This window comes from Pseudomonas kilonensis (assembly GCF_001269885.1).
Taxonomy (GTDB): Bacteria; Pseudomonadota; Gammaproteobacteria; order Pseudomonadales; family Pseudomonadaceae; genus Aquipseudomonas; species Aquipseudomonas kilonensis.
In genome coordinates this window covers 112,110-135,922 of the sequence record NZ_LHVH01000024.1, presented here as the reverse complement: position 1 = coordinate 135,922, position 23,813 = coordinate 112,110, and the positions used below count along the sequence as shown (strand labels likewise).

Genomic DNA, 23,813 nt, shown 5'->3' with positions numbered 1-23,813 from the left:
TCCGCGCACTTGGTCGGATGCTCACGAACAAAAGTGGAACCTTTGAGTCTTAAAGGTTCAACCGTTGTTTTTGTCTTTCGGAGACATCATGTCCAAACATAAGAAATCCCTCATTGCCGTTGCTGTCTGTGCCTTGGCCTTGGGTGCCTCGGCCTTGCTGCCTGCCGACCTGTCGCCTATCGGTTCGAGCTATGCCGCAGGCAATGGCGGCGGCGGTGGTGGCGGTGGTGGCAATGGTGGGGGTGGCGGTCACGGTGGAGGAAACGGCGGCGGCCATGGTGGTGGCATCGGCGGAGGCCAGGGCAATGGCAAGTCCAGTGACTCCAGCGGCCTTGGCAAGGGACTGGCCAGCGACCATGTCGGCACCCGCACCCGCGATCATGGCCTGAGCGGCAAGCACACCGGCACCACCCGCACCGATCGCACCAGCAAGTCCTCGCTGACTTCGACCATCGCCAAGGACCGTGATACACGCGGCCTGACCAAGGCGTCGGCGATTTCCACCGCTACGCCAGGTACCCACAACACCAAGGGCCTGACCAACGCGACCAGTTCTTCGATCAAGAACGACCGCTGATCGCTTGAAAAAAAAGCCGCGACGCCTGTTCAGGGCATCGCGGCTTTTTTTGTTCTTGTGCCCGAAGTCTTCAATACTTCCAGAACACCGGCGTGAACAACACCAGTACCGTCAGGATTTCCAGTCGACCCAGCAGCATGCCAACGGTCAGCAGCCATTTGGCCGAATCCGGCAGCGTCGAGAAGTTGCCCGCCGGCCCGATGATCGTACCCAGTCCGGGACCGACGTTGCACACGGCGGTGGCCGCGCCGGTCAGGGCGGTTGTCCAGTCCAGGCCGATCAGCGCCAGCCCCAGGGCGATAGCGCCGATGGTGATGGTGAAGAAAAACGAAAACGTCAGCAGCGAGCGGACGATCTCTTCGTCGATGGGGTGGTTGTTGTATTTTTTTCGGATCACCGCCCGAGGGTGGATCAGTTGTTTCAGGCTGCCCATCAGCAGCGCCCCGGCGACTTGGAAGCGAAAGATTTTCAACCCGCCGGCCGTGGATCCCGAACAGCCGCCAACGAACGTCAAGTAAAAGAACAGCAACAGGGCGAAACTGCCCCACAACGTGTAGTCACCCAGCGCCACGCCGGTGGTCGTGACGACAGAGGTAACGTTGACGGCCACGATGCGGACCGCGTCCCACCACTCATGGTCGCTGTTCAGGCTCAGCCAGGTACCTACCACGAGCCAGGTAATGACCAGAAATCCGATGAAGCCCCGAACTTGCTGATCCTTGAGCAACGCGCGCCTGTTTCCCCGCAGTGTCGCTACATACAGCGTAAAGGGTAGCGATCCGGCCATCATGACAACGACTGATACCCAATGAATAGCCGGTTGAGGCCAGTGCGCCAGGGACGCATCGGAGGTTGAGAAGCCCCCGGTGGAAATCAACGACATTGCGTGGTTGATCGCCTCGAAGGGCGTCATGCCGGCCAACCACAAGGCCAGGGTGGCAAGGGCGGTCAATCCGATATAGATCCACAGGATGTAGTTCGCCGCGACATGGGAGCGCGGCGTGACTTTTTCCGACCAATCCGATGATTCGGTCTGGAACAGCCGCATACCGCCGACCCGCAGCAGCGGCAGGATCGCCACGGCCATACCGATAAAGCCGATCCCGCCGAGCCAATGCAGCATCGAGCGCCAGATCAGCAGGCCGGGAGACGCTGTGTCCAGCCCGGTCAGGATGGTCGAGCCCGTGGTGGTGATACCGGACATGGTCTCGAAAAACGCATCGGTATAGCTGATGTCCTGGATGAACACCATCGGCAGGGCGGCGAACGCGCACACGATAACCCAGCTGGCGGTGGTCAGCAGATACATTTCCCTGGGGCGCATCTGGACATGTTCGGGTCGTCCACGGGCGACCAGCGCGATACCACAGACGAAGGTAATCAGGCTCGACCAGAGAAACGCCGACAAGTCATCGTTGCGCTCGTAGAGCATCAGCGTGAGCAGCGGAATCGCCATGCTGATCGCCAGGGTAATCAGGAAAATGCCGAGGATGAAACCGATGAGACGCAGAACCGCAATGGACATGAATAACGCCTGATTCAATGAGCCGCACAGTATCGATTTGGTGAATCGACTGGCGCGTAAAGTTTGCGTAAAAAAATGAGCGGTCGCGCTCGTCGACAAGGCAGTTTTCTTCAATACCACCGGAGCCGGGCCCATTACCTTGGGGGCTCTTTCCTGGAATGAAGAAGATAAGTGATGAGCTTGATACTTTCCATGGCCACTTTTGCTTTGGTGGCTTCCATTACACCCGGCCCGGTCAATATCGTCGCCCTCAGCTCTGGGGCCCGGTACGGGTTTCGTGCCGCCCTGCGCCATGTGGCCGGCGCCACCCTCGGGTTTGTCTTGCTGCTGGTGCTGATGGGGCTGGGGTTGCATGAAGTGTTGCAGCGCTGGCCTGGTCTCACACGAGTGGTGCAACTGGGCGGCGTGGCGTTCCTGTTGTTCATGGCCTGGAAACTGGCGATGGACAGCGGGCACCTGGGCGGCGAAGACGAGGGGCGGGCGCCTTCGATGTTCTATGGCGCGCTGATGCAATGGCTCAATCCCAAGGCGTGGCTGGCCTGCGTGGCGGGGATGGGGGCATTCGTGGCCGATGGCGAGGCGCGGCTGGTGTGGCAGTTTGCGGCGATCTACCTGGTGATCTGCTACGTCTCGGTGGGCTGCTGGGCCTATGCCGGGAGTTTTCTGCGCACCTGGCTGGGTAATCCGGCGACCATGCGCCTGTTCAATCGGGCGATGGCGGTGTTGTTGGTGGCCAGTGCGGTGTATCTGTTGTTGCCGTGAGCCAACCCGTCCTTGCGGTTGGAACGCTGTTGTGGCGAGGGGATTTAGCGAAACGTCGCACCGCCCCGCTGGGCTGCGCAGCAGCCCCTGGATCTATCTGATGCACCGAGTTGTCAGGTTTTAGGGTCGCTTCGCGCCCCAGCGGGGATAAATCCCCTCGCCACAACAGCGGGATAACTCCCCCTAGCCACAACAGCGAGGTGGTCAGCCGCGATATTGCCCGGGCGTAGCCGCCAGGTGTTGCTTGAATGCGCGCTGGAAATGCGCCTGGTCGGCAAACCCGCTGTCCAGCGCCACGTCGGCGATCAGCTTGCCTTCGCGTAATTGGTGCCGGGCAAACTGGATCCGGCGGTTGACCAGGAAGGCGTGGGGCGTCATCCCGTAATGGCGCTTGAAGGCTCGGCTCAGGTAGGACGGCGACAGTTGCGCGGCGGTGCAGATGTCTTCGAGCTTCAAGGCTTCGCTGCAATGGTCGTGGATGAATTGCGCCGCCCTCATCAGCCCCGGATGGCTGCCACGATCCGGGCGACCGGCAGGGTTGAGCCGCTGTTGCAGGTCGATGAAAAACGCCTCGGCGGCGGCGTGTTTGTGGGCGGTGTCGAGTTGCGCGTCCACCAATTGCTCATACAGCTTCCCCAGCGCGGCAAACAGTTCCACGTCGCGGCTGTGCGTGGTGGCGAAGCCCTGGAAATCCAGGTTTTCGTCAAAGCCGATACGGCGCTGCAAGTCTCTGAGCCACTGGGTGTCGACGTACAGCATCACGTAGGACCACGGCTGATCGTCGATCGGGTTGCACGCGTGGACGTCGCCGGGGTTCATCAGCACCACCGTGCCGCTCTCCACCTGGAAGTTCGAGCGTTCGTGAAGGTAGGTGCTGCGCCCGGCGGTGATCGCGCCGATGGAAAAGTGGTCATGGGAATGGCGCGAGTAGCAGACCTTGCGCCCGTCGCCGATGGCCCGGGCTTCGATGAAGGGCAGGGCCGCGTCGCGCCAGAAGCGTGGGGCGTCGTCATGGGGGGCGTGCTTCATCGGTCAGCGTCCTCGTCTTGAACCTTGAGTGGCAGTGTATTAGCCCTGGCCGGCAAATGCCCGTGGGATTTAGCCGTTCGGTTTGAACGGCATTGGTCCTGGGCTAGACTTCATGAAGTCCTGCCAATGGAGTTTCCGATGCTTGTGCCACGCAAACCGGACGACGAAGCCGATCGCCTCAAGAATCTGCACTCGCTCAAGCTGCTGGATACCGCACCCGAAGAGCGGTTTGACCGCCTGACCCGCCTTGCCCGACGCCTGTTTGACGTGCCCATCGCCCTGGTGTCCCTGGTGGACGCCAACCGGCAATGGTTCAAGTCCAGCGCCGGCCTGGAAGCCAGCGAAACCCCGCGGGACGTTTCGTTTTGTGGGCATGCGATTTTGCAGGATCAGATCCTGGAGATCTGCGACGCGGAACAGGACGAGCGCTTCCACGACAACCCGTTGGTCACGGACAAGCCAGGCATTCGCTTCTACGCCGGGTATCCGCTGGGGCTCGAGGACGGCAGCAAGCTCGGCACGTTGTGCCTGCTCGACACCCGGCCGCGCAAGCTCAATGACGAAGAGCGCGAGCTGCTGCGCGACCTGGCGCGCATGGCCGAGCAGGAAATGGTCGCGGTGCAGATGGCGAGCATGGACGAGCTGACGCTGTTGTCCAATCGGCGCGGCTTCAAGACGTTGGCCCAGCATGCCTTGAATGTATGTGATCGCTTGTCGCGGCCGGCGACGTTGCTGTTCTTCGACCTCAACGACTTCAAGCCGATCAACGACCGTTATGGGCATGCCGAGGGTGACAGCGCGCTGAAAACCTTCGCCGATGTGCTGCGTATCGCCTTTCGCGAAAGTGACGTGATCGGGCGCTTGGGCGGTGATGAGTTCGTGGCACTGCTCACCGGTTCTTCCCATGTCGAGACAGCGGCGATCATGGTGCGGCTCAAGGAAATCCTTGATGAGCGCAATGCGATGTTGCAGCGTGGCTATGACATTCGTTTCAGTGTCGGCCAGATCGAGTACGACGCCCAGCGCCATCAGTCGATCGACACGCTACTGGCGGACGCGGATGCGGCGATGTACACGCAGAAACAGGCGTTACGCAGCTAACATAGACTGATCAGGCCACCGCCTATCCCTGTGGGAGCGAGCCTGCTCGCGATGACCGAGTCACACTCAATATTTATGTCAACTGACCCACCGCAATCGCGAGCAGGCTCGCTCCCACAAGGGATTTGTAGTGGGCATAAAAAAACGCCGCTTGGCCTTTCCAGGGCAAGCGGCGTTTTTGCTGCAACGTGAAGATTACTCTTCGATGTTGCCCATGGCGGTGGTGTTGAAGCCGCCGTCCACGTACATGATTTCACCGCTGATGCCCGATGCCAGGTCCGAGCACAGGAAGGCGCCGGCGTTGCCGACTTCTTCGATGGTGACGTTGCGACGCAGCGGGGTTTGCGCTTCGTTGGCGGCCAGCATCTTGCGGAAGTTCTTGATGCCGGAAGCGGCGAGGGTGCGGATCGGGCCTGCCGATACGCAGTTGACGCGGGTGCCGTCCGGGCCCAGGGAGCCGGCCAGGTAACGGACGCCGGCTTCCAGGGAAGCCTTGGCCATGCCCATGACGTTGTAGTTCGGCATGGTGCGCTCGGCGCCCAGGTACGACAGGGTCAGCAGGCTGCCGTTGCGGCCTTTCATCATTTCGCGACCGGCCTTGGCCAGGGCCACGAAGCTGTAGGCGCTGATGTCGTGGGCAATGCGGAAACCTTCACGGGTGGTGGCTTCGGTGAAGTCGCCGTCCAGTTGGTCGCCCGGGGCGAAGCCCACGGAGTGCACGATGCAGTCCAGGCCGTCCCACTTCTTGCTCAGTTGTTCGAAGACCTTGGCGATTTCTTCATCGCTGGCCACGTCGCACGGGAAGCACAGCTCAGGGCTCGAACCCCAGCCCTGTGCGAACTCTTCGACACGACCCTTGAGTTTGTCGTTCTGATAAGTGAAGGCAAGCTCAGCGCCCTCGCGATGCATGGCGGCGGCGATGCCGGATGCGATGGACAGCTTGCTGGCGACACCGACGATCAGTACGCGCTTACCGGCGAGAAAACCCATGTGTTGCTCCTCTTTCAGGTTATTCGGCAGTTGTTGGGGCCAGGAAGGCGGCCTCCAGCAACTGCTGTGTATAGGGGTGCTGCGGCGCGGCGAATATGCTGCGGGCATCACCTTGTTCGACCACTTGGCCATGCTTGACCACCATCAACTGGTGGCTCAGCGCTTTGACGACAGCCAGGTCATGGCTGATAAACAGGTACGTCAGGTTGTACTTGGTTTGCAACGACCGCAACAGCTCCACCACTTGGCGTTGCACGGTACGGTCCAGGGCCGACGTCGGTTCATCCAGCAGAATCAACGCCGGCTTGAGCACCAGGGCCCGGGCAATGGCGATACGCTGCCGTTGCCCTCCGGAAAATTCATGGGGGTAGCGGTTCCGGGTTTCCGGGTCCAGGCCTACCTCCTTCAATGCCGCAATTATCGCTTGTTCCTGTTCGGCTTCGGTGCCGATCTTGTGGATCCGCAGGCCTTCGCCGACGATCTGGCTTACACACATCCGTGGGCTCAGGCTGCCAAACGGGTCCTGAAACACCACTTGCATCTCCCGGCGTAGCGGCCGGACTTGTTGCTGCGTCAGGCTGTCCAGCTGCTTGCCTTCGAAGCGGATCCCGCCCTGGCTGCCGATCAACCGCAGGATTGCCAGCCCCAGGGTGGATTTGCCGGAACCGCTTTCGCCGACGATGCCCAGGGTCTGGCCCTGGGGCAGGCTGAAGCGGATACCGTCCACGGCCTTGATGTAGTCTACCGTGCGCTTGAACAGGCCTTTCTTGATCGGGAACCAGACTTTCAGGTCCTCGACCTGCAACAACGGCGGGCCGACAACGTTGTTCGCCGGGGTGCCGCTGGGCTCGGCGCCCAGCAGCTCCCGAGTGTACGGATGCTGCGGTGCGCGGAACAACTCTTCGCACGATGCCTGTTCGACGATGCAACCGCGCTGCATGACACATACGCGATGCGCAATTCTTCGCACAAGGTTCAAATCGTGGCTGATCAGCAGCAGCGACATGCCCAATCGCGCCTGCAATTCCTTGAGCAGTTGGAGGATTTTCAGCTGGACGGTGACATCCAGCGCGGTGGTCGGCTCGTCGGCGATCAGCAGTTCCGGCTCGTTGGCCAGGGCCATGGCGATCATCACCCGCTGGCGCTGGCCGCCGGACAGCTCGTGGGGCAGGGCCTTGAGGCGCTTGTGGGGCTCGGGGATGCCGACCAGTTCCAGCAACTCGAGGGTGCGGCGGGTCGCGACCTTGCCGCTCAGGCCCTTGTGGATGCCGAGCACTTCATTGATCTGTTTTTCAATGGAGTGCAGCGGGTTGAGGGAGGTCATCGGCTCCTGGAAGATCATCGCGATCCGATTGCCACGGATATGCCGGATGGTTTTTTCCTTCAAACCCAGCAAATTCTGGCCGGCGTACTGGATAGTGCCGGTGGGGTGATGGGCCAGCGGGTAGGGCAGCAACCGCAGGATCGAGTGGGCGGTGACCGATTTGCCCGAGCCGCTTTCACCCACCAGGGCCAGGGTTTCGCCGCGCTTGATATCGAAGCTGACGCCCTCGACCACACGCTGGCGGCGCTCGCCGACAATGAACTCCACCGCCAGGTCGCGCACTTCGATCAGATTATCCTGGTTCATATTACTTCCTCGGATCGAAGGCATCGCGAGCGGACTCGCCGATGAACACCAACAGGCTCAGCATCACGGCCAGCACGGCGAACGCGCTGATGCCCAGCCACGGCGCCTGGAGGTTGGATTTGCCCTGGGCCACCAGCTCACCCAGCGACGGCGCGCCCGGCGGCAGGCCAAAGCCGAGGAAATCCAGGGCGGTGAGGGTGCCGATGGCGCCGGTGAGGATGAACGGCATGAACGTCATGGTCGAGACCATGGCGTTGGGCAGGATGTGGCGGAACATGATCGCGCCGTTCTGCATGCCCAGGGCCCGGGCGGCGCGCACGTATTCCAGGTTGCGCCCGCGCAGGAACTCGGCACGGACCACGTCTACCAGGCTCATCCAGGAAAACAGCAGCATGATGCCCAGCAGCCACCAGAAGTTGGGCTGCACGAAACTGGCCAGGATGATCAGCAAGTACAGCACCGGCAACCCCGACCAGATTTCCAGGAAACGTTGGCCGGCCAGGTCCACCCAGCCGCCATAGAAGCCCTGCAGGGCGCCAGCGATCACGCCGATGATCGAGCTGAGCACGGTCAGCGTCAGGGCAAACAGTACCGAGATACGGAAGCCATAGATGACCCGGGCCAGGACATCGCGACCCTGGTCATCAGTGCCCAGCCAGTTCACCGAAGAGGGCGGCGCCGGGGCCGGGACCTTCAGGTCGTAGTTGATGCTCTGGTAGCTGAACGGAATCGGTGCCCACAGCACCCAGGCGTCCTTGGTCGCCAGCAGTTCGCGGATGTAGGGGCTCTTGTAGTTGGCTTCCAGCGGGAACTCGCCGCCGAACGTGGTTTCCGGGTAGCGCTTGAGCGCCGGGAAGAACCAGCCGTCGTCGTAATGCACCACCAGCGGCTTGTCGTTGGCGATCAACTCGGCGCCCAGGCTCAGTCCGAACAGGATCAGGAACAGCCACAGTGACCACCAGCCACGCTTGTTGGCCTTGAACAGTTCGAAGCGGCGGCGATTGAGAGGGGACAGGTTCATCTCAATGCTCCCGGCTTTCGAAGTCGATGCGCGGATCGACAAAGGTGTAGGTCAAGTCGCCGATCAGTTTCACCACCAGCCCCAGCAAGGTGAAGATGAACAGGGTGCCGAACACCACCGGATAGTCGCGGTTGATCGCCGCTTCGAAACTCATCAGGCCCAGGCCGTCGAGGGAGAAGATCACTTCCACCAGCAGGGAGCCGGTAAAGAAGATCCCGATGAAGGCCGAAGGGAAGCCGGCGATCACCAGCAGCATGGCGTTGCGGAATACGTGGCCGTAGAGCACCCGATGGCGGGTCAGGCCCTTGGCCTTGGCGGTGACCACGTATTGCTTGTTGATTTCGTCGAGGAAGCTGTTCTTGGTTAGCAGGGTCATGGTCGCGAAGTTGCCGATCACCAGGGCGGTCACGGGCAAGGCCAGGTGCCAGAAGTAATCGAGGATCTTGCCGCCCATGCTCAATTCGTCGAAGTTGTTGGAGGTCAGCCCGCGCAAGGGGAACCAGTCGAAATAGCTGCCGCCGGCAAACACCACGATCAGCAGGATGGCGAACAGGAACGACGGGATCGCGTAGCCGACGATGATGGCCGAGCTCGTCCAGACATCGAAATGGCTGCCGTGGCGCGTGGCCTTGGCGATCCCCAGCGGGATCGACACCAGGTACATGATCAGCGTGCTCCACAACCCGAGGGAGATGGACACCGGCATCTTCTCCTTGATCAGGTCGATGACCTTGGCATCGCGGAAAAAACTGTCACCGAAGTCCAGGTGGGCGTAGTTCTTGATCATGATCCACAGGCGTTCGGGCGCCGACTTGTCGAAGCCGTACATGTGCTCGATTTCCTTGACCAGCGCCGGGTCCAGGCCCTGGGCACCGCGGTACGAGGAGCCGGCCACCGCCACTTCGGCACCGCCGCCGGCAATGCGGCTGGTGGCGCCTTCGAAGCCCTCGAGCTTGGCGATCATCTGTTCCACCGGCCCGCCGGGCGCGGCCTGGATGATGACGAAGTTGATCAGCAGAATGCCGAACAGGGTCGGGATGATCAGCAGCAGTCGCCGAAAAATATAAGCCAGCATCTTGTTACTCCACGCTCGCAGGGGCGGCGATTTGCTGCTCGATGACCTGCTTCTCTACTTCATCGGCCGGCTTGACCTCCGGCTTGACCCACCAGGTGGTGGTGCCGATGTCATAGGTTGGCGTGATTTTCGGATGACCGATGTGATTCCAGTAGGCCACGCGCCAGGTCTTGATGTGCCAGTTGGGAATCACGTAGTAGCCCCACTGCAAAACCCGGTCCAGTGCTCGGGCGTGGGCCACCAGGCTCTTGCGCGAATCGGCGTTGATCAGTTGTTCCACCAGTTGGTCCACGGCCGGATCCTTCAGGCCCATGGTGTTGCGGCTGCCGGGCTTGTCGGCGGCGGCCGACATCCAGAACTCGCGCTGTTCGTTACCCGGCGAGCTGGATTGCGGGAAGCTGCCCACCACCAGGTCGAAGTCTCGGGAGCGTACGCGGTTGACGAACTGGGAGACGTCGACTCGGCGGATGATCAGCTCGATGCCCAGGTCGCTCAGGTTGCGCTTGAACGGCAGCAGTATCCGTTCGAACTCGGTCTGGGCCAGCAGGAACTCCAGCACCACCGGTTTGCCCTGGGCATCGACCATCTTGTCGTCGACGATGCGCCAGCCGGCTTCCTGCAGCAATTGGTAGGCCTTGCGCTGCTGGTCGCGGATCATGCCGCTGCCGTCGCACATTGAAGGCTGGAAGGCGTCGGTGAAGACTTGCTCGGGAATCTTGCCGCGCAGGGGCTCGAGAATCTTCAGTTCGTCTTCGCCGGGCAGGCCGGTGGCGGCCATGTCCGAATTCTCGAAGTAGCTGCGGGTGCGAGCGTAGGCGCCGTTGAACAGTTGTTTGTTGGTCCACTCGAAATCGAGGAGCAGGCTCAAGGCCTTGCGTACCCGGACATCCTGGAAGATCGGCCGGCGCAGGTTGTAGATAAAGCCCTGCATGCCGGTGGGGTTGCCGTTGGGGATCTGTTCCTTGATCAGCCGGCCCTCGGTCACGGCTGGGATGTTGTAGGCATTGGCCCAGTTCTTGGCGGTCATCTCCAACCAGAAATCGAATTGACCGGCCTTGAGCGCTTCGACCGCGACGGTGTTGTCGCGGTAGTAGTCGGTGACCAGTACGTCGAAATTGTAGAAGCCGCGATTGACCGCCAGGTCTTTGCCCCAATAGTCCTTCACCCGCTCATAGCGGATCGAGCGACCGGCCTTCACTTCGGCAACCTTGTAGGGGCCGCTGCCCAGGGGGATTTCCAGGTTGCCCTTGCTGAAGTCGCGCTCGGCCCACCAGTGCTTCGGCAATACCGGCAGTTGGCCGAGGATCAACGGCAGTTCGCGATTGTTGGTGTGCTTGAACTTGAACAGGACCTTGAGTGGGTCTTCGGCAATGACGTCGGCAACATCGTTGTAATAGCCGCGAAACATCGGCGCGCCGTCCCTGGTCAGGGTCTGGAAGCTGAAGACCACGTCTTCTGCCCGTACCGGGTGGCCGTCGTTGAAGCGGGCTTCGGGGCGTAGGTAGAAGCGCACCCAGGCATTGTCCGGGGCTTTCTCGATTTTTTCGGCGATCAGGCCATATTCGGTGAAAGGTTCGTCCAGGCCCTGCTTGGCCAGGGTGTCGTAGATCAGGCCGATGTCATCGGCCGGCACGCCTTTGCTGATGAATGGGTTGAGGCTGTCGAAACCCCCAAAGCCGCCCTGGCGGAAGATGCCGCCCTTGGGCGCATCCGGGTTGACGTAGTCGAAATGCTTGAAGTTCGCCGGGTATTTCGGCGGCTCGTTGTACAAGGTCAAGGCGTGCTGTGGCGCGGCGCAGGCCAACCCGGCGAATAACAGGCTGCTGGCCTGCAGAAGCAGGGCACGTAGAGGCTTCATTGATCTTTCTCCGAAGATTTCAGCCACCATGCGCTCAGGCCCAGGGTGTAGGGCGGCGTGGTGACGAAGGCGAACCGGTTGCGGTACGCCAGGCGATGATAATTGAGATACCAGTTGGGAATGCAGTAATGCTGCCACAACAGCACGCGATCCAGGGCTTTGCCGGCGGCGACCTGTTCGTCGCGGGTCTGGGCGGCGAGCAATTTTTCCAGCAGGTGGTCGACCACCGGGTTGGCGATCCCCGCGTAGTTCTTGCTGCCCTTGACCCCGACCTGGCTGGAGTGGAAGTACTGCCATTGCTCAAGGCCCGGGCTGAGGGTCTGGCCCAAGGTCAGCAGGATCATGTCGAAATCGAACTGGTCCAGGCGCTGTTTGTACTGGGCGCGATCCACTGTGCGCAACCGGGCCTGGATGCCGATGCTGGCGAGGTTTTCGACGTAGGGCTGCAGGATGCGCTCAAGGTTCGGGTTCACCAGCAGGATTTCGAAACTCAGGGGCTGGCTGTCGGCATTGAGCAGGCGCTGGCCGCTAAGGCTCCAGCCGGCTTCCTTCAAGAGACCCAGGGCCTTGCGCAAGGTTTCCCGGGGGATGCCGCGCCCGTCGGTCTTGGGCAAACTGAAGGGCTCGGTGAGCAGTGTGGGCGGCAATTGTTCCCGATACGGCTTGAGCAACAGCCATTCATGGCCCACCGGCAGGCCGGTGGCGGAGAATTCGCTGTTGGGGTAGTAACTGAGGGTGCGCTTGTAGGCGCCGCTGAACAGGGTGCGGTTGGTCCACTCGAAATCGAACATCAGCCCCAAGGCTTCACGTACCTTGACCTCGGCAAACGTGCTGCGCCGGGTGTTCATGAACAGGCCCTGGGTCTGGGTCGGGATCTGGTGGGGGATTTGCGCCTTGATGACATCGCCCCGGTTGACCGCCGGGAATTGATAGCCGTTGGCCCAGTTCTTGGCCTGGTGTTCGATGTAGATATCGAACTCGCCAGCCTTGAAGGCTTCGAAGGCGACTTCGCTGTCACGGTAGAACTCCACGTCCATGCGGTCGTAGTTGTATTTGCCGCGATTGACCGGCAGGTCCTTGCCCCAGTAGTTCTTGACCCGCTCGAACACCAGTTGGCGGCCTGGTTGCACTTTGATGATGCGATACGGCCCGCTGCCCAGGGGCGGTTCGAAGGTCGTCGCCTTGAAATCGCGGTCTTTCCAGTAATGCTGGGGCAACACCGGCAGTTCACCCAGGCGCAGGATCAGCAGCGGATTGCCCGCACGCTTGAAGACAAAGCGGATTTTCAGCGGGTTGAGAATGTCGACCCGCAGCACTTCCTGCAGGTTGGTGCGGTACTGCGGGTGGCCGTCCTTGAGCAGCGTCCTGTAGGAGAACGCCACGTCATAGGCGGTGATGGGCACGCCATCGTGAAACCGCGCTTCGGGGCGCAGGTTGAAAACCACCCAGCTGCGGTCTTCGCTGTATTCCACCGACTGGGCGATCAGGCCATAGCTCGACGTCGGTTCGTCACCAGACGGTGCGTACTGGCCAGTGCCGACCATCAATGGTTCGTTCAGCTCATTGATGCCGTACTGCAGGAAGTTGGGCGTGGAAACCGGGCTGCTGCCCTTGAACGTGTAGGGGTTGAGCGTATCGAAGGTGCCGAATGCCATGACCCGCAAGACTCCGCCCTTGGGCGCTTGCGGGTTGACCCAGTCGAAGTGGGTGAATCTGGCCGGGTACTTGAGCGTGCCGAACTGCGCATAGCCATGGCTTTCGCTGATGGCTGCGCTGGCGGGAGAGCTCAAGGCCAGGCTGATCAGGAGCAGGAGGAGGGGACGTATCAAGTATGAGATCCGATCCAGGCGGCTTGGGCTTTTATGGCCTGTACAGTAACAGCTTGTATCGGCAGGAAAAAGGCGGGGTTTAGAGGGGATGCCAGTCAGCTAAGCGGATACCTGTGGGAGCAAGGCTTGCCCGCGATGAACGATATCGCGGTTCAACTGTTAAACCGCGGTGCGGCCATCGCGGGCAAGCCTTGCTCCCACATGCCTTGCCCCCACAGATGGGGCCCCTCACCACACAAAGCTCCCCGGTCATCTCAGTGCGGGGAATAGACCGTCAGCATCTGCCCAGGCTTGAGTGCCTTGCCCATCCGCGGGTTCCAGCGCTTGAGGTGCTGCATTTCCACGTTGAAGCGTTTGGCGACGACGTACAGCGAATCACCTTGCTTGACCTTGTACTGGGTCTGCTTCTTCGGGTCCTTGCTATTGGCGGCCACCACGGTGCTGATGCGCTTGCCGGTGGTCTTGCTGGCCTTGGCATCCTGCATCACCAGGGTCTGGCCGACCTTGAGCTTGTTGCCGCTGAGTTTGTTCCAGCGTTGCAGGTCCTTGGTCTGGACGTTGTTGGCCTTGGCGATCTGGGCCAGGTTGTCACCGCGCTTGACGCGGTAGGTGCGCTTCGCACCTGCCACGTCGCTGTCATCGGCCGATTCGAAGACCGGTTTGAGCGAGCGCTGGCTGATCAGCTCTTCCGGGCGCATGGTCGACAGGCTGGCGGTCAGCAATTGAGCCTTGGAGGTGGGTACCAGCAGGTGCTGCGGGCCGTCGATGGTGGTGCGCTGCTTGAAGGCCGGGTTGAGCTGGAACAGCTCGTCTTCATCGATGTTGGCCACCGCCGCGACCTTGGACAGGTCCATGCGCTGGTTGATCTCGACGACCTGGAAATAGGGTTCGTTGGCGATCGGGTTGAGGTTCACGCCATAGGCATCGGGCGAGAGCACCACCTGGGACAGCGCCAGCAGCTTCGGCACATAGGCCTGGGTCTCGCTGGGCAGCGGCAGGTTCCAGTAGTCGGTGGGCAGGCCAAGCTTCTCGTTGCGCTCGATGGCGCGACTGACCGTGCCTTCGCCGGCATTGTAGGCCGCCAGCGCCAGCAACCAGTCGCCGTTGAACATGTCGTGCAGGCGCGTCAGGTAGTCCATGGCGGCCGTGGTGGAAGCGGTGATGTCGCGACGCCCGTCATAGAAGCGGGTCTGGCGCAGGTTGAAGTAACGCCCCGTGGACGGGATGAATTGCCACAGGCCCACCGCGTTGGCCCGGGAATAGGCCATGGGGTTGTAGGCACTCTCGATCACCGGCAGTAGCGCCAGCTCCAGCGGCATGTTGCGCTCTTCGAGGCGTTCGACGATGTAATGGATGTACAGGCTGCCGCGCTCACCGGCGTTCTCCAGGAAGGAGGGGTTGCTGGCGAACCACAGGCGCTGTTGCTCGATACGCGGGTTGACGCCGGCTGTTTCCTGCAGCTGGAAGCCCTGGCGCATGCGTTCCCAGACGTCCTGGGGTACTTGGGGGCTGGGTTTCTCGGTGAGCCATACCGGCTTCTGTTTGGCGCGAGCGGCGATATTCGGGGTGTGCGCCGCGTCGGTCTGCGGCGGCTGGCTCGTGCTCTGGCAGCCCGCCAAGGTGGCGGACACAGCCACCGCGATGGCTTGAGCCAAGCGGGTCAATGTGTCTGACTGGACGGACCTGCGTATAGATGACGACATTGGCTGGAAGTAAGTTCCGGGCAAAAATGTCGGCCGATTCTAGGAAGCGCACCCCAACAGGTCAACCTTTCAGAATTTTTGTATCAATCGATAGCTGCCTTAGAACGTATCTTTCCAAGCCCTCAAGGCCGCAAAAACCTCACTCGGCGTCTGGTTTCGCTGGCCGTTCCGTTCGTCCGCTTTTTGTTTAACGGATGTTTCAGTCGTGCGCAGGAACGGATTGGTGAGTTTTTCCAGGGCCAGGGTCGAGGGCAGCGTCATGATGCCTTCGCTGCGTTGCCGGCTGACTTTTTCCAGGCGGGCGACGATGTCCGGGTTGCCGGGCTCCACGGCGGCCGCGAACTTCAGGTTGCTGAGGGTATATTCGTGGGTGCAGTAGACCAGCGTATCTTCAGGCAGGGCGGCGAGGCGACTGAGCGAGTGGTGCATTTGCGCAGGCGTGCCTTCGAAGAGCCGACCGCAACCGGCGGCGAACAGGGTATCGCCACAGAACAGCAGGCCGTGGTGGTAGTAGGCGATGTGCCCCAGGGTATGGCCCGGCACGGCGTAGACATCGAAGTCCCAGCCGAGCACGCTGACCTGGTCGTTGTCATGCAGGGCCTGGTCCCGCGCCGGGATGTTTTCGCTGGCCGGGCCGTAAACGGTGGCGTTCGTCGCATTCTTCAGCGCCTGGACGCCGCCGACATGATCATGGTGATGATGGGTGATCAAGATATCGCTCAGGACCCAGCCCGGATGGGCCTCGAGCCAGGCCTGCACCGGTGCGGCGTCACCCGGGTCGACCACGGCGCAGCGCTGGGTGGCGTGGTCCTGTAACAACCAGATGTAGTTATCGGTGAATGCGGGCAGGGCACTGATCTGTATCATCGTGGAATTCGCCAAGCGGAAAACAAAGGCGCATCTTAGAACTTCCTGACGCGTTGGAGAATGCAATGACCGATGAAGCGTTCGCTCAGGCTGATCCTGACTGGCTGGCGTTGATCAGCGCCGCCCGTGAATGGCTGTCCGGCCCTGTCGGGCAATTTTTGCTGGATGAAGAACGGCGCATGCTCGAAGACGAGTTGGGCCGGTTCTTCGGCGGCTACCTGGTGCACTACGGGCCCTCGGCGCAAACCCCGCCGTCGGCACCGCAAGTCCAGCGCAACGTACGCCTGGGGGCGCCGTTGCCCGGGGTGGAAATCGTCTGCGAGGAGCAGGCCTGGCCGTTGAGCGAACATGCCGCCGATGTGGTGGTCATGCAGCACGGCCTGGATTTCTGCCTGTCACCTCACGGTTTGTTGCGTGAAGCCGCCAGCAGCGTGCGCCCCGGCGGGCATCTGTTGATCATCGGCATCAACCCCTGGAGCACTTGGGGGTTGCGTCATGTGTTTGCCCACGACGCCTTGCGCCAGGCCCGCTGCATCTCGGCGTCGAGGGTCGGTGACTGGCTCAACCTGCTGGGTTTTGCGCTGGAGAAACGCCGCTTCGGGTGCTATCGTCCGCCGCTTGCGTCGCCCAAGTGGCAGGCGCGCCTGGCCGGCTGGGAGCGCAAGGCCGGTGACTGGCAGCTGTCCGGCGGCGGTTTCTACCTGCTGGTGGCGCGCAAGATCGCGGTCGGACTGCGCCCGGTGCGTCAGGTGCGACGCGAGCCGATGGGCAAGTTGATTCCCTTGCCAATGGCCAAGGTCAATCGTCGCCACATCGAGCCGTAACCTTTTTCGAGGGTTCTTGCCGGTAATGGGCTGCGGGTGTTGTCGGGCCCGATCGGCGGGCCTTTGCATTTTTTCCTGGATAGATTGGCATGAGCGATAGCGTAGAACTCTTCACTGATGGCGCCTGCAAGGGCAACCCCGGTCCGGGCGGCTGGGGCGCGTTGCTGGTGTGCAAGGGCGTGGAGAAGGAACTCTGGGGCGGCGAAGCCAATACCACCAACAATCGCATGGAGCTGATGGGCGCCATCCGAGGCCTGGAAGAGCTCAAGCGGTCCTGCGATGTGTTGTTGGTGACCGACTCGCAGTACGTCATGAAAGGCATCAACGAGTGGATGGCCAACTGGAAGAAGCGCGGCTGGAAGACGGCGGCAAAGGAACCGGTGAAAAACGCCGACCTCTGGAAGCTGCTGGATGAACAGGTCAACCGCCACAACGTCACCTGGAAATGGGTGCGCGGCCACATCGGCCACCACGGCAACGAACGGGCCGACCAGTTGGCCAATCGTGGGGTCGATGAGGTGCGGGGCTACAAGCAGGCTTGATTCTCGGTTGCGCCCCTGTGGCCAGGGCGCTTGTGTGGGAGCAAAGCTTGCTCGCGACACAGGCGCCCTGGTTTTCCTGAAAGACCGCATGATCTTCATCGCGAGCAAGCTTGGCTCCCACAGTGTTTGCTCTCGTTCATCACTTGCTTGCAAGAGCCTGGCTCCCAGGTAAATCCCCTTGCGACAAGAGCGTGTTAACATCCGCGCTTTTGCAAGACTGCCCGCTGAGAGCTGAACACTGATGGCCAACAGATCTGTAGTACTGGATACCGAAACCACCGGCATGCCGGTGACCGATGGTCACCGGATTATTGAAATCGGTTGTGTCGAGCTGATCGGCCGGCGCCTGACCGGTCGCCATTTCCATGTGTACCTGCAACCGGACCGCGAAAGCGACGAGGGCGCCATTGGCGTCCACGGCATCACCAACGAATTCCTGGTGGGCAAGCCGCGTTTCGCCGAAGTGGCCGATGAGTTCTTCGAATTCATCCAGGGCGCGCAGTTGATCATCCACAACGCGGCGTTCGACGTCGGGTTCATCAACAACGAATTCGCCCTGATGGGCCAGCACGACCGGGCCGACATTACCCAGCATTGCACCATTCTCGATACCCTGATGATGGCCCGGGAACGCCACCCTGGGCAGCGCAATAGCCTCGATGCCTTGTGCAAGCGCTACGGCGTCGACAACTCCGGCCGTGAACTGCACGGCGCCTTGCTCGACTCCGAGATCCTGGCCGACGTCTACCTGACTATGACCGGCGGCCAGACCAGCCTGTCCCTGGCCGGCAACGCCTCGGACGGCAACGGTACTGGCGAAGGCTCCGGCAACCAGGCCTCGGAGATTCGCCGTTTGCCCGCTGAGCGCCAGCCATCGCGGATTATCCGCGCCAGCGAAAGCGACCTGGCCGAACATGCCGCGCGTCTGGAAGCCATCGCCAAGTCCGCAGGTGCTCCGGCATTGTGGACGCAGTTGGCCGAGGCGCAGGCTGCAACGCACTGATGAAACCCTGTTAGGCCATGTCGTTCCGTAGGAGCTGCCGAGCGGAGCGAGGCTGCGATCTTTCCCCTGGCAGTTGAGTCTCGCGTGAAAGATCAAAAGATCGCAGGCTTCGCCAGCTCCTACAGGGACCATCGCGAGCAAGGTTATCCATCGTTCATTTCTCGCCACAATCGCCACGACCTTCTACCCTGAGGTAACGGGCAGGCTACGGATCCCGCTTGATGTGTGAAGATTTGAAAGGCAAGGGCAATGGATGGCACCACGCCGTTGGTTGTCTCAAGGAATGAGGACCTTCCCCAGTATGCAACCGGTCATGAATCCCAAGCACCCCGGGTTGTCGGTGCGCGTCGTCGATGACGGCTTTGCCGCCTATATCTGGGGCAGTGACTTCAGCTTCGAAGTCAACGACTACGGGACGGCGCAGATCGGCCGGCCCGTCAGCCAGTGGGCGGTGACACCTATTGTTCCCTATCGCAAGTGCTATGGCATCGATCCCGAGGAGTTCAGTAGCTTCCGCGATGCCCCGGACAGCGAGATCTTCATGGCTTATCTCGATGATCAGCCCGTGGGGCATCTGGTGGTCAGTACCAACTGGAACGGCTATGCCCACATCGACGAGTTGGCGGTACACGCCCCAGCCCGTCGCCACGGAGTAGCCAAGGCATTGCTCGATGTCGCCCAGTTCTGGAGCCGCAAGAAAAAACTGCCGGGCATCATGCTCGAGACCCAGAACAACAATCTGGGCGCCTGCCGACTCTATGAGCGTTGCGGTTACGTGCTCGGCGGTATCGATCACCTGCGCTATCGCGGCATTGACCGGCATACCGCCGAAGTGGCGCTGTTCTGGTACCGGCTGTTCGACGATCCGCTGGGCATGTCGATCAGTGGTTCAACAACGCCTCGGCTTGTTCCGTAACCCGTTCCAGCAGCGACTGGAGGGTGGGTGAGGGCGGCGTGCCGTTCAGGCTCAGGGCATAGAGGCCAATCGCAATGGCCGGCGATACCGGGCAGACGTCCAGGCCACTGCCCTTGGCACCCGAGGCGGTGAACGGGTCGACGATGGCCAGGCCCTCGCCGGCCTCGACCATGGCGCGCATCATCTGATGGGTCTGGACGCGGATCTGGATCATCGGCGCCGGACGCAGCGCCGCCAATTTATGCTCGAACGCAGGGCTCAACGGGTCATGGCCATCCAGGCCTACCAACGGCTGGCCCGCCAGGTCCTGGAGCGAAATGTACTTTTGTCGGGGTTGCAGCCAGCCGTGAGGTGCCAGCAATTGCAGTTTGCCCTGGGCGATCATCTGGCAATGGATGTCGGGGTGTTCAGGATCGTGCAGGCTCAGGCCCAGGTCGCTTTCACGCAACAGCAGGCTGTGGACGATGTCGCGGGTCGGTTGGCTGAGCAGGGTGCAAGGCGCATCCGGATGGCGGCGACGCAAGGCGGCGATGCTCTGGGGCAACAACTGCTGGGCCAGTGGCGGGGTGCAGATAATGCGCAAGGGTGGTGCCTGATAGTGTTTCAGGCTGCTGGCCAGGCGCTGCACCGGTTCGAGGGTGTCGTACACCCGCGTGATGCCGTCGCGCAGTTCAAGGGTTTCCCGGGTGGCCTGCAGGCGTCCGCGCACGCTGGCAAACAGCATGAAGCCCAGCTGGGCCTCGGCATCGCGCAGGATCGCCTCGACCTCTGTCACCGGCAGTTGCAGCCATTCGGCCGCCGTGCCGAGGTGACCGGTCTGCAGCAGCGCCTGGATCACTTCGATGTGGCGTAAACGCATGCAAGAAGTCCATGTTCGGCGGGTGAGCCATTGAGTGGCTGAATCCTAACCCAAGTCCGGGCATGACTTCTGCTAATAACCAACAGGTTATAGCGCTATTTGTGTTTCGGGTTCGCGCGTCAACTTGATGCCGGTCTGCACCAATTCAAACTCGTCCTCGTTGAGTTTCTTGACTCGATCACCGATCGCCAGCTTGTAAGTGGTGACAGGCTCCTTGCCGTTTCCGTCGGGTGACGGGGTCGATTCCTGGAACTCATGCACCGAATAGACGCGACCTTCGGCGTCCCGCGCATGAAATTGTCCGACAAGTACTGCTGCCATTGCTTAGAACCTCTGGAAATAAATCACTCGATTTGCGGTTCTGTAGACCCTGGTCAAGCGTGGTAAGTTTTCCTACATGAAAAAAATAGTCCAGCCGACAGGTTTTCGTCGCTCCACTGGTCCAATTGTCACCCCGATCATCTATAACTACAGGCTCCTTTGAGCCGATAGTCGAGAAGCCTCTCATGAGTAATGTCTACACAGTGGCCGTTTTGGTGGGCAGCCTGCGCAAGGCATCGATCAACCGCAAGGTCGCGCTGGCACTGGCTGACCTGGCGCCCGCCAACCTCAAGCTGAACATTGTCGAGATCGGCGAGTTGCCACTTTATAACGAAGACATTGATGTGACACCGCCGGCAGCCTACACCACATTCCGTCAGCAGGTGGGTGCGGCTGATGCTTTGTTGTTCGTCACGCCTGAGTACAACCGCTCGGTGCCGGCGCCGTTGAAAAACGCCATCGACGTCGGCTCGCGTCCCTACGGCCAGAGTTGCCTGAGCGGCAAGCCGGGCGCGGTGATCAGTGCTTCACCGGGCGCCATGGGTGGTTTCGGTGCCAACCACCATTTGCGCCAGTCGCTGGTATTCCTTGACGTGCCCTGCATGCAGCAGCCGGAAGCCTACCTGAGCGGTGCCGGGACGGCATTTGACGAGGCGGGCAACCTGTCGGACTCGGTACGGCCCATCCTGCAGAAATTCATCGATGCCTACGGCAAGTGGGTCGAGCAACACAAGAAGGTTTGATACCTTTGCGCAACTTCAAGCCAATCACTTCTGTGGCGAAGTGATGTTCTGTGGGAGCAAGGCTTGCCCGCGATGGCCGCACCGCGGTTTAACAGTCGAACCGCGATATCGTTCATCGCGGGCAAGCCTTGCTCCCACAGTGGGATATATTCGCCCCGTCGCACCACCAGACCGTTCTTTGTCACGTCTGACTCCCTCTTTTCAATCAACCTTCCAAGGCTGTTGTGCATGTTCATCGCGTCATTGATTTTCCTGCTGACCATTACGCTGGTGATCTGGCAGCCCAAGGGGCTTGGCGTCGGCTGGAGCGCGACGCTCGGCGCGCTGCTGGCGTTGTTGAGCGGGGTGGTGCAGGTCGGCGACATTGCGCTGGTCTGGCAGATCATCTGGAACGCCACCGGTACGTTTGTCGCGCTGATCATCATCAGCCTGCTGCTGGACGAGGCCGGCTTTTTCGCCTGGGCGGCCTTGCACGTGGCCCGTTGGGGAAAGGGCAGCGGGCACAAGCTGTTTGCGTTCATGGTGCTGCTGGGGGCGCTGGTGTCGGCCCTGTTTGCCAATGACGGGGCGGCGTTGATCCTGACGCCCATCGTGATTTCGATGCTGCTGGCGTTGCGGTTTTCCCCGGCGGCGACCCTGGCGTTCGTGATGGGCGCCGGTTTCATTGCCGACAGCGCGAGCCTGCCGCTGGTGGTGTCGAACCTGGTGAACATCGTCTCGGCGGACTTCTTCGGCATTGGTTTCAACCGCTACGCGGCGGTCATGGTGCCGGTGAACCTGGTCAGCGTGGCGGCGAGCCTGGCGATATTGATGTGGTTCTTTCGTCGCGACATTCCGGGTGACTACGACCCCGAGCAACTGGACGATCCGGCGACGGCGATCCACGACAAGGCAACGTTTTATGCCGGCTGGGTGGTGCTGGTGATCCTGCTGCTGGGGTGCTTTGCCCTGGAGCCACTGGGGATTCCCATCAGCGCGATCTCGGCGGTCTGCGCTGCGCTGCTGCTGGCCGTCGCGGCCCGTGGCCACAAGATTTCCACCCGCAAGGCGATGAAGGAAGCGCCCTGGCAGATCGTGATCTTCTCCCTCGGCATGTACCTGGTGGTCTATGGCCTGCGCAATGCCGGGCTGACCGGCTACCTGGCCCAATGGCTCGACGGTTTCGCCGAATATGGCGTGTGGGGTGCGGCCATGGGGACAGGCCTGCTGACGGCGTTGCTCTCGTCGGTCATGAACAATTTGCCAACGGTGCTGATCGGCGCCCTGTCCATCGACGCCAGCCAGGCCACCGGGGTGGTGAAGGAGGCGATGATCTACGCCAACGTCATCGGCAGCGACCTGGGCCCGAAAATCACCCCGATCGGCAGCCTGGCGACCTTGCTGTGGCTGCATGTGCTGGAACGCAAGAACATCCAGATCGGCTGGGGGTATTACTTCAAGGTCGGGATTGTGCTGACGCTGCCGGTGTTGTTGGTGACCTTGGCGGCGCTGGCGGTGCGGTTGTCACTCTAAACCGTAGCGGCCCCTTCGCGAGCAAGCCCGCTCCCACAGGAGAGTGCATTCCAATGTGGGAGCGGGCTTGCTCGCGAAGACGGCCGTTCAGGCAGTACAAGACTCAACCATTACCCGGCACATTCGGCCAGAGATCGGCCACCAGGAACACCCGCTCGGCTTCTTCCCACTCGCCCTCGGTATTTTCAGTCAGGCGCACCATCAGTTGTGCCGGCGCCATCGGGTCCAGGTCCAGTCGCCAGGCCTCCAGTTGCGCAGTGCTCCAGGTCTGCTCGGCCGGATAATGCGCCGGGGCCAGCCAGGCGGCGCGGGGCAGGGGTTGCCAGCGACCCGGCGGATGTTGGGCGATGAACGCAAGCCAGTCCCGTTGATGCAGCCAGTGACCGCGCAAATGCCTGGGGTGGGCGCCGGCCGGCGGTTCGGCCTCGCCTGGCCAGGGGTACAGCAAATACCCGCCCAGCCAGAGTTCGGAGCGAAACAGTTCGATGCCTGAGGGCTCGATACCCAGTGCCGCCAGGGCGTCGCGGCTTTCCGGGCGGGCCGAGATTGGTAATTGGTGTTCGCGCAGATGCGCCAGCTTGCGGTCGAGCCGGTCATGGCAACCCGGGCCCAGCCATTGCGCGGCGTCCAGGCCGTTACCGTGCTGGGGGCCGAGGTACAACTTGATGGCCAGTTCCAGGTGATGGATGCCGTCGCGATCACGCAGCAGCAGGTCCAATTCACCTAGCGTATGGCCTTCGCGTCGGATCGGCAGGTTCGCGGCGATCAACTCGATGCCCGGGGCCTGCTGCACGGCAAACTGCCACAGCCTTTCGTAATACAGGCCCAGGCGGCGTGTCCGCCCTTGGGACAGGCAGTGCAGCAGTGGGTAGCTGTCACGGTCCAGTTGCCGCAGCCAGTGCTCCAGTCGACCAGGCTCCTGTACCCAGTCACTGCCGGCCAGGGGATGGCGCTGGGGCCAGGGCGTGTCGATGAGCATCGGCGGGGCGATGATCGCCCACGCGAGGTCGCGCACTTCGGGATGGCGAAGGCGGCGGGGCAAGTCCAGCAATTCAGGGAACAGGATCATTTTGCGAGCATAGCTGCTGCGACGAAGGCTTAAAGGATTTTGTCTATGGAGCGCTTT

At 61.5% G+C, this 23,813-nt stretch carries 22 protein-coding genes; 9 read left to right on the top strand and 13 right to left on the bottom strand.

Going from position 1 to position 23,813, the window contains the following annotated elements; translation table 11 throughout:
- Positions 1-88 precede the first annotated feature (88 nt).
- Positions 89-577, top strand: a complete 489-nt coding sequence (locus tag AD662_RS29960; protein ID WP_018605763.1) for a hypothetical protein — start codon at positions 89-91, stop codon at positions 575-577.
- Positions 578-647: 70 nt separating this feature from the next.
- Here AD662_RS29960 and AD662_RS16880 read toward each other — a convergent pair whose 3' ends face one another.
- Positions 648-2,102, bottom strand: coding sequence for a TrkH family potassium uptake protein (locus AD662_RS16880; protein ID WP_053189038.1), 1,455 nt, complete (start codon positions 2,100-2,102; stop codon positions 648-650).
- A 174-nt stretch (positions 2,103-2,276) separates the two neighbouring features.
- Here AD662_RS16880 and AD662_RS16875 point away from each other — a divergent pair, with 174 nt between their 5' ends.
- The gene (locus AD662_RS16875) at positions 2,277-2,864 is read left to right on the top strand and encodes a LysE family translocator (protein WP_053189035.1); all 588 of its coding nucleotides are present in this window, start codon (positions 2,277-2,279) and stop codon (positions 2,862-2,864) included.
- A 204-nt stretch (positions 2,865-3,068) separates the two neighbouring features.
- Here AD662_RS16875 and AD662_RS16870 read toward each other — a convergent pair whose 3' ends face one another.
- On the bottom strand, positions 3,069-3,893 hold the full coding sequence (locus AD662_RS16870) for a helix-turn-helix transcriptional regulator (protein WP_053180223.1): 825 nt from the start codon (positions 3,891-3,893) through the stop codon (positions 3,069-3,071).
- Positions 3,894-4,031: 138 nt separating this feature from the next.
- Here AD662_RS16870 and AD662_RS16865 point away from each other — a divergent pair, with 138 nt between their 5' ends.
- Positions 4,032-4,994 (top strand): GGDEF domain-containing protein, encoded by a 963-nt coding sequence (locus AD662_RS16865; RefSeq protein WP_053189032.1) that lies wholly within the window; start codon positions 4,032-4,034, stop codon positions 4,992-4,994.
- Between the two features lie 195 nt (positions 4,995-5,189).
- On the opposite strand, the gene fabI is transcribed toward AD662_RS16865, so the two are convergent.
- From fabI to gloB, 8 genes are all read right to left on the bottom strand, one after another.
- A complete protein-coding gene (gene fabI, locus AD662_RS16860; protein WP_014339032.1) occupies positions 5,190-5,984 on the bottom strand; it encodes an enoyl-ACP reductase FabI in 795 nt (264 codons plus the stop codon).
- A 19-nt stretch (positions 5,985-6,003) separates the two neighbouring features.
- Positions 6,004-7,614 carry an ABC transporter ATP-binding protein gene (locus tag AD662_RS16855; protein ID WP_014339033.1) on the bottom strand — a complete coding sequence of 537 codons (1,611 nt, stop codon included), beginning with the start codon at positions 7,612-7,614 and terminating at the stop codon, positions 6,004-6,006.
- A 1-nt stretch (position 7,615) separates the two neighbouring features.
- On the bottom strand, positions 7,616-8,635 hold the full coding sequence (locus tag AD662_RS16850; protein ID WP_053189029.1) for an ABC transporter permease: 1,020 nt from the start codon (positions 8,633-8,635) through the stop codon (positions 7,616-7,618).
- Position 8,636: 1 nt separating this feature from the next.
- Positions 8,637-9,710: a microcin C ABC transporter permease YejB gene (locus AD662_RS16845; protein ID WP_018605768.1), complete on the bottom strand. Its 1,074-nt coding sequence runs from the start codon at positions 9,708-9,710 to the stop codon at positions 8,637-8,639.
- A 4-nt stretch (positions 9,711-9,714) separates the two neighbouring features.
- Positions 9,715-11,568 carry an extracellular solute-binding protein gene (locus AD662_RS16840; RefSeq protein ID WP_018605770.1) on the bottom strand — a complete coding sequence of 618 codons (1,854 nt, stop codon included), beginning with the start codon at positions 11,566-11,568 and terminating at the stop codon, positions 9,715-9,717.
- The gene (locus tag AD662_RS16835) at positions 11,565-13,397 is read right to left on the bottom strand and encodes an extracellular solute-binding protein (protein ID WP_053189026.1); all 1,833 of its coding nucleotides are present in this window, start codon (positions 13,395-13,397) and stop codon (positions 11,565-11,567) included. The genes AD662_RS16840 and AD662_RS16835 overlap by 4 nt, the downstream gene beginning before the upstream one ends.
- Before the next feature lie 254 nt (positions 13,398-13,651).
- The gene (locus AD662_RS16830) at positions 13,652-15,100 is read right to left on the bottom strand and encodes a transglycosylase SLT domain-containing protein (protein ID WP_053189022.1); all 1,449 of its coding nucleotides are present in this window, start codon (positions 15,098-15,100) and stop codon (positions 13,652-13,654) included.
- A 99-nt stretch (positions 15,101-15,199) separates the two neighbouring features.
- Positions 15,200-15,967, bottom strand: coding sequence for a hydroxyacylglutathione hydrolase (gene gloB / locus AD662_RS16825; protein WP_053180213.1), 768 nt, complete (start codon positions 15,965-15,967; stop codon positions 15,200-15,202).
- A 65-nt stretch (positions 15,968-16,032) separates the two neighbouring features.
- On the opposite strand from gloB, the gene AD662_RS16820 reads away from it, so the two are divergent.
- From AD662_RS16820 to AD662_RS16805, 4 genes are all read left to right on the top strand, one after another.
- On the top strand, positions 16,033-16,791 hold the full coding sequence (locus AD662_RS16820) for a class I SAM-dependent methyltransferase (protein WP_018605776.1): 759 nt from the start codon (positions 16,033-16,035) through the stop codon (positions 16,789-16,791).
- Between the two features lie 89 nt (positions 16,792-16,880).
- On the top strand, positions 16,881-17,333 hold the full coding sequence (gene rnhA, locus AD662_RS16815; protein WP_003180633.1) for a ribonuclease HI: 453 nt from the start codon (positions 16,881-16,883) through the stop codon (positions 17,331-17,333).
- A gap of 241 nt (positions 17,334-17,574) precedes the next feature.
- Positions 17,575-18,336 carry a DNA polymerase III subunit epsilon gene (gene dnaQ, locus AD662_RS16810; RefSeq protein WP_018605790.1) on the top strand — a complete coding sequence of 254 codons (762 nt, stop codon included), beginning with the start codon at positions 17,575-17,577 and terminating at the stop codon, positions 18,334-18,336.
- A gap of 301 nt (positions 18,337-18,637) precedes the next feature.
- Positions 18,638-19,252, top strand: a complete 615-nt coding sequence (locus AD662_RS16805) for a GNAT family N-acetyltransferase (protein WP_018605792.1) — start codon at positions 18,638-18,640, stop codon at positions 19,250-19,252.
- On the opposite strand, the gene AD662_RS16800 is transcribed toward AD662_RS16805, so the two are convergent.
- Together AD662_RS16800 and AD662_RS16795 are read right to left on the bottom strand one after the other, a co-directional pair.
- Positions 19,218-20,111: a LysR family transcriptional regulator gene (locus AD662_RS16800; RefSeq protein ID WP_018605793.1), complete on the bottom strand. Its 894-nt coding sequence runs from the start codon at positions 20,109-20,111 to the stop codon at positions 19,218-19,220. The genes AD662_RS16805 and AD662_RS16800 overlap by 35 nt on opposite strands.
- A gap of 87 nt (positions 20,112-20,198) precedes the next feature.
- Positions 20,199-20,432: a hypothetical protein gene (locus AD662_RS16795; protein ID WP_014339045.1), complete on the bottom strand. Its 234-nt coding sequence runs from the start codon at positions 20,430-20,432 to the stop codon at positions 20,199-20,201.
- A gap of 185 nt (positions 20,433-20,617) precedes the next feature.
- On the opposite strand from AD662_RS16795, the gene AD662_RS16790 reads away from it, so the two are divergent.
- Both AD662_RS16790 and AD662_RS16785 read left to right on the top strand, forming a co-directional pair.
- A complete protein-coding gene (locus AD662_RS16790; RefSeq protein ID WP_053180211.1) occupies positions 20,618-21,175 on the top strand; it encodes an NADPH-dependent FMN reductase in 558 nt (185 codons plus the stop codon).
- Positions 21,176-21,403: 228 nt separating this feature from the next.
- Positions 21,404-22,687 (top strand): arsenic transporter, encoded by a 1,284-nt coding sequence (locus AD662_RS16785; protein WP_053189018.1) that lies wholly within the window; start codon positions 21,404-21,406, stop codon positions 22,685-22,687.
- Positions 22,688-22,790: 103 nt separating this feature from the next.
- Here the strand turns inward: AD662_RS16785 and AD662_RS16780 are convergent, their stop codons facing one another.
- Positions 22,791-23,756: a DUF1853 family protein gene (locus AD662_RS16780; protein ID WP_018605803.1), complete on the bottom strand. Its 966-nt coding sequence runs from the start codon at positions 23,754-23,756 to the stop codon at positions 22,791-22,793.
- Positions 23,757-23,813: the final 57 nt, after the last annotated feature.

Bases quoted from the DNA above. Each gene is read 5' to 3' on its own strand.
- AD662_RS29960 (WP_018605763.1), top strand. From the start codon at position 89: ATGTCCAAACATAAGAAATCCCTCATTGCCGTTGCTGTCTGTGCCTTG.
- AD662_RS16880 (WP_053189038.1), bottom strand. From the start codon at position 2,102: ATGTCCATTGCGGTTCTGCGTCTCATCGGTTTCATCCTCGGCATTTTC.
- AD662_RS16875 (WP_053189035.1), top strand. From the start codon at position 2,277: ATGAGCTTGATACTTTCCATGGCCACTTTTGCTTTGGTGGCTTCCATT.
- AD662_RS16870 (WP_053180223.1), bottom strand. From the start codon at position 3,893: ATGAAGCACGCCCCCCATGACGACGCCCCACGCTTCTGGCGCGACGCG.
- AD662_RS16865 (WP_053189032.1), top strand. From the start codon at position 4,032: ATGCTTGTGCCACGCAAACCGGACGACGAAGCCGATCGCCTCAAGAAT.
- fabI (WP_014339032.1), bottom strand. From the start codon at position 5,984: ATGGGTTTTCTCGCCGGTAAGCGCGTACTGATCGTCGGTGTCGCCAGC.
- AD662_RS16855 (WP_014339033.1), bottom strand. From the start codon at position 7,614: ATGAACCAGGATAATCTGATCGAAGTGCGCGACCTGGCGGTGGAGTTC.
- AD662_RS16850 (WP_053189029.1), bottom strand. From the start codon at position 8,635: ATGAACCTGTCCCCTCTCAATCGCCGCCGCTTCGAACTGTTCAAGGCC.
- AD662_RS16845 (WP_018605768.1), bottom strand. From the start codon at position 9,710: ATGCTGGCTTATATTTTTCGGCGACTGCTGCTGATCATCCCGACCCTG.
- AD662_RS16840 (WP_018605770.1), bottom strand. From the start codon at position 11,568: ATGAAGCCTCTACGTGCCCTGCTTCTGCAGGCCAGCAGCCTGTTATTC.
- AD662_RS16830 (WP_053189022.1), bottom strand. From the start codon at position 15,100: ATGTCGTCATCTATACGCAGGTCCGTCCAGTCAGACACATTGACCCGC.
- gloB (WP_053180213.1), bottom strand. From the start codon at position 15,967: ATGATACAGATCAGTGCCCTGCCCGCATTCACCGATAACTACATCTGG.
- AD662_RS16820 (WP_018605776.1), top strand. From the start codon at position 16,033: ATGACCGATGAAGCGTTCGCTCAGGCTGATCCTGACTGGCTGGCGTTG.
- rnhA (WP_003180633.1), top strand. From the start codon at position 16,881: ATGAGCGATAGCGTAGAACTCTTCACTGATGGCGCCTGCAAGGGCAAC.
- dnaQ (WP_018605790.1), top strand. From the start codon at position 17,575: ATGGCCAACAGATCTGTAGTACTGGATACCGAAACCACCGGCATGCCG.
- AD662_RS16805 (WP_018605792.1), top strand. From the start codon at position 18,638: ATGCAACCGGTCATGAATCCCAAGCACCCCGGGTTGTCGGTGCGCGTC.
- AD662_RS16800 (WP_018605793.1), bottom strand. From the start codon at position 20,111: ATGCGTTTACGCCACATCGAAGTGATCCAGGCGCTGCTGCAGACCGGT.
- AD662_RS16795 (WP_014339045.1), bottom strand. From the start codon at position 20,432: ATGGCAGCAGTACTTGTCGGACAATTTCATGCGCGGGACGCCGAAGGT.
- AD662_RS16790 (WP_053180211.1), top strand. From the start codon at position 20,618: ATGAGTAATGTCTACACAGTGGCCGTTTTGGTGGGCAGCCTGCGCAAG.
- AD662_RS16785 (WP_053189018.1), top strand. From the start codon at position 21,404: ATGTTCATCGCGTCATTGATTTTCCTGCTGACCATTACGCTGGTGATC.
- AD662_RS16780 (WP_018605803.1), bottom strand. From the start codon at position 23,756: ATGATCCTGTTCCCTGAATTGCTGGACTTGCCCCGCCGCCTTCGCCAT.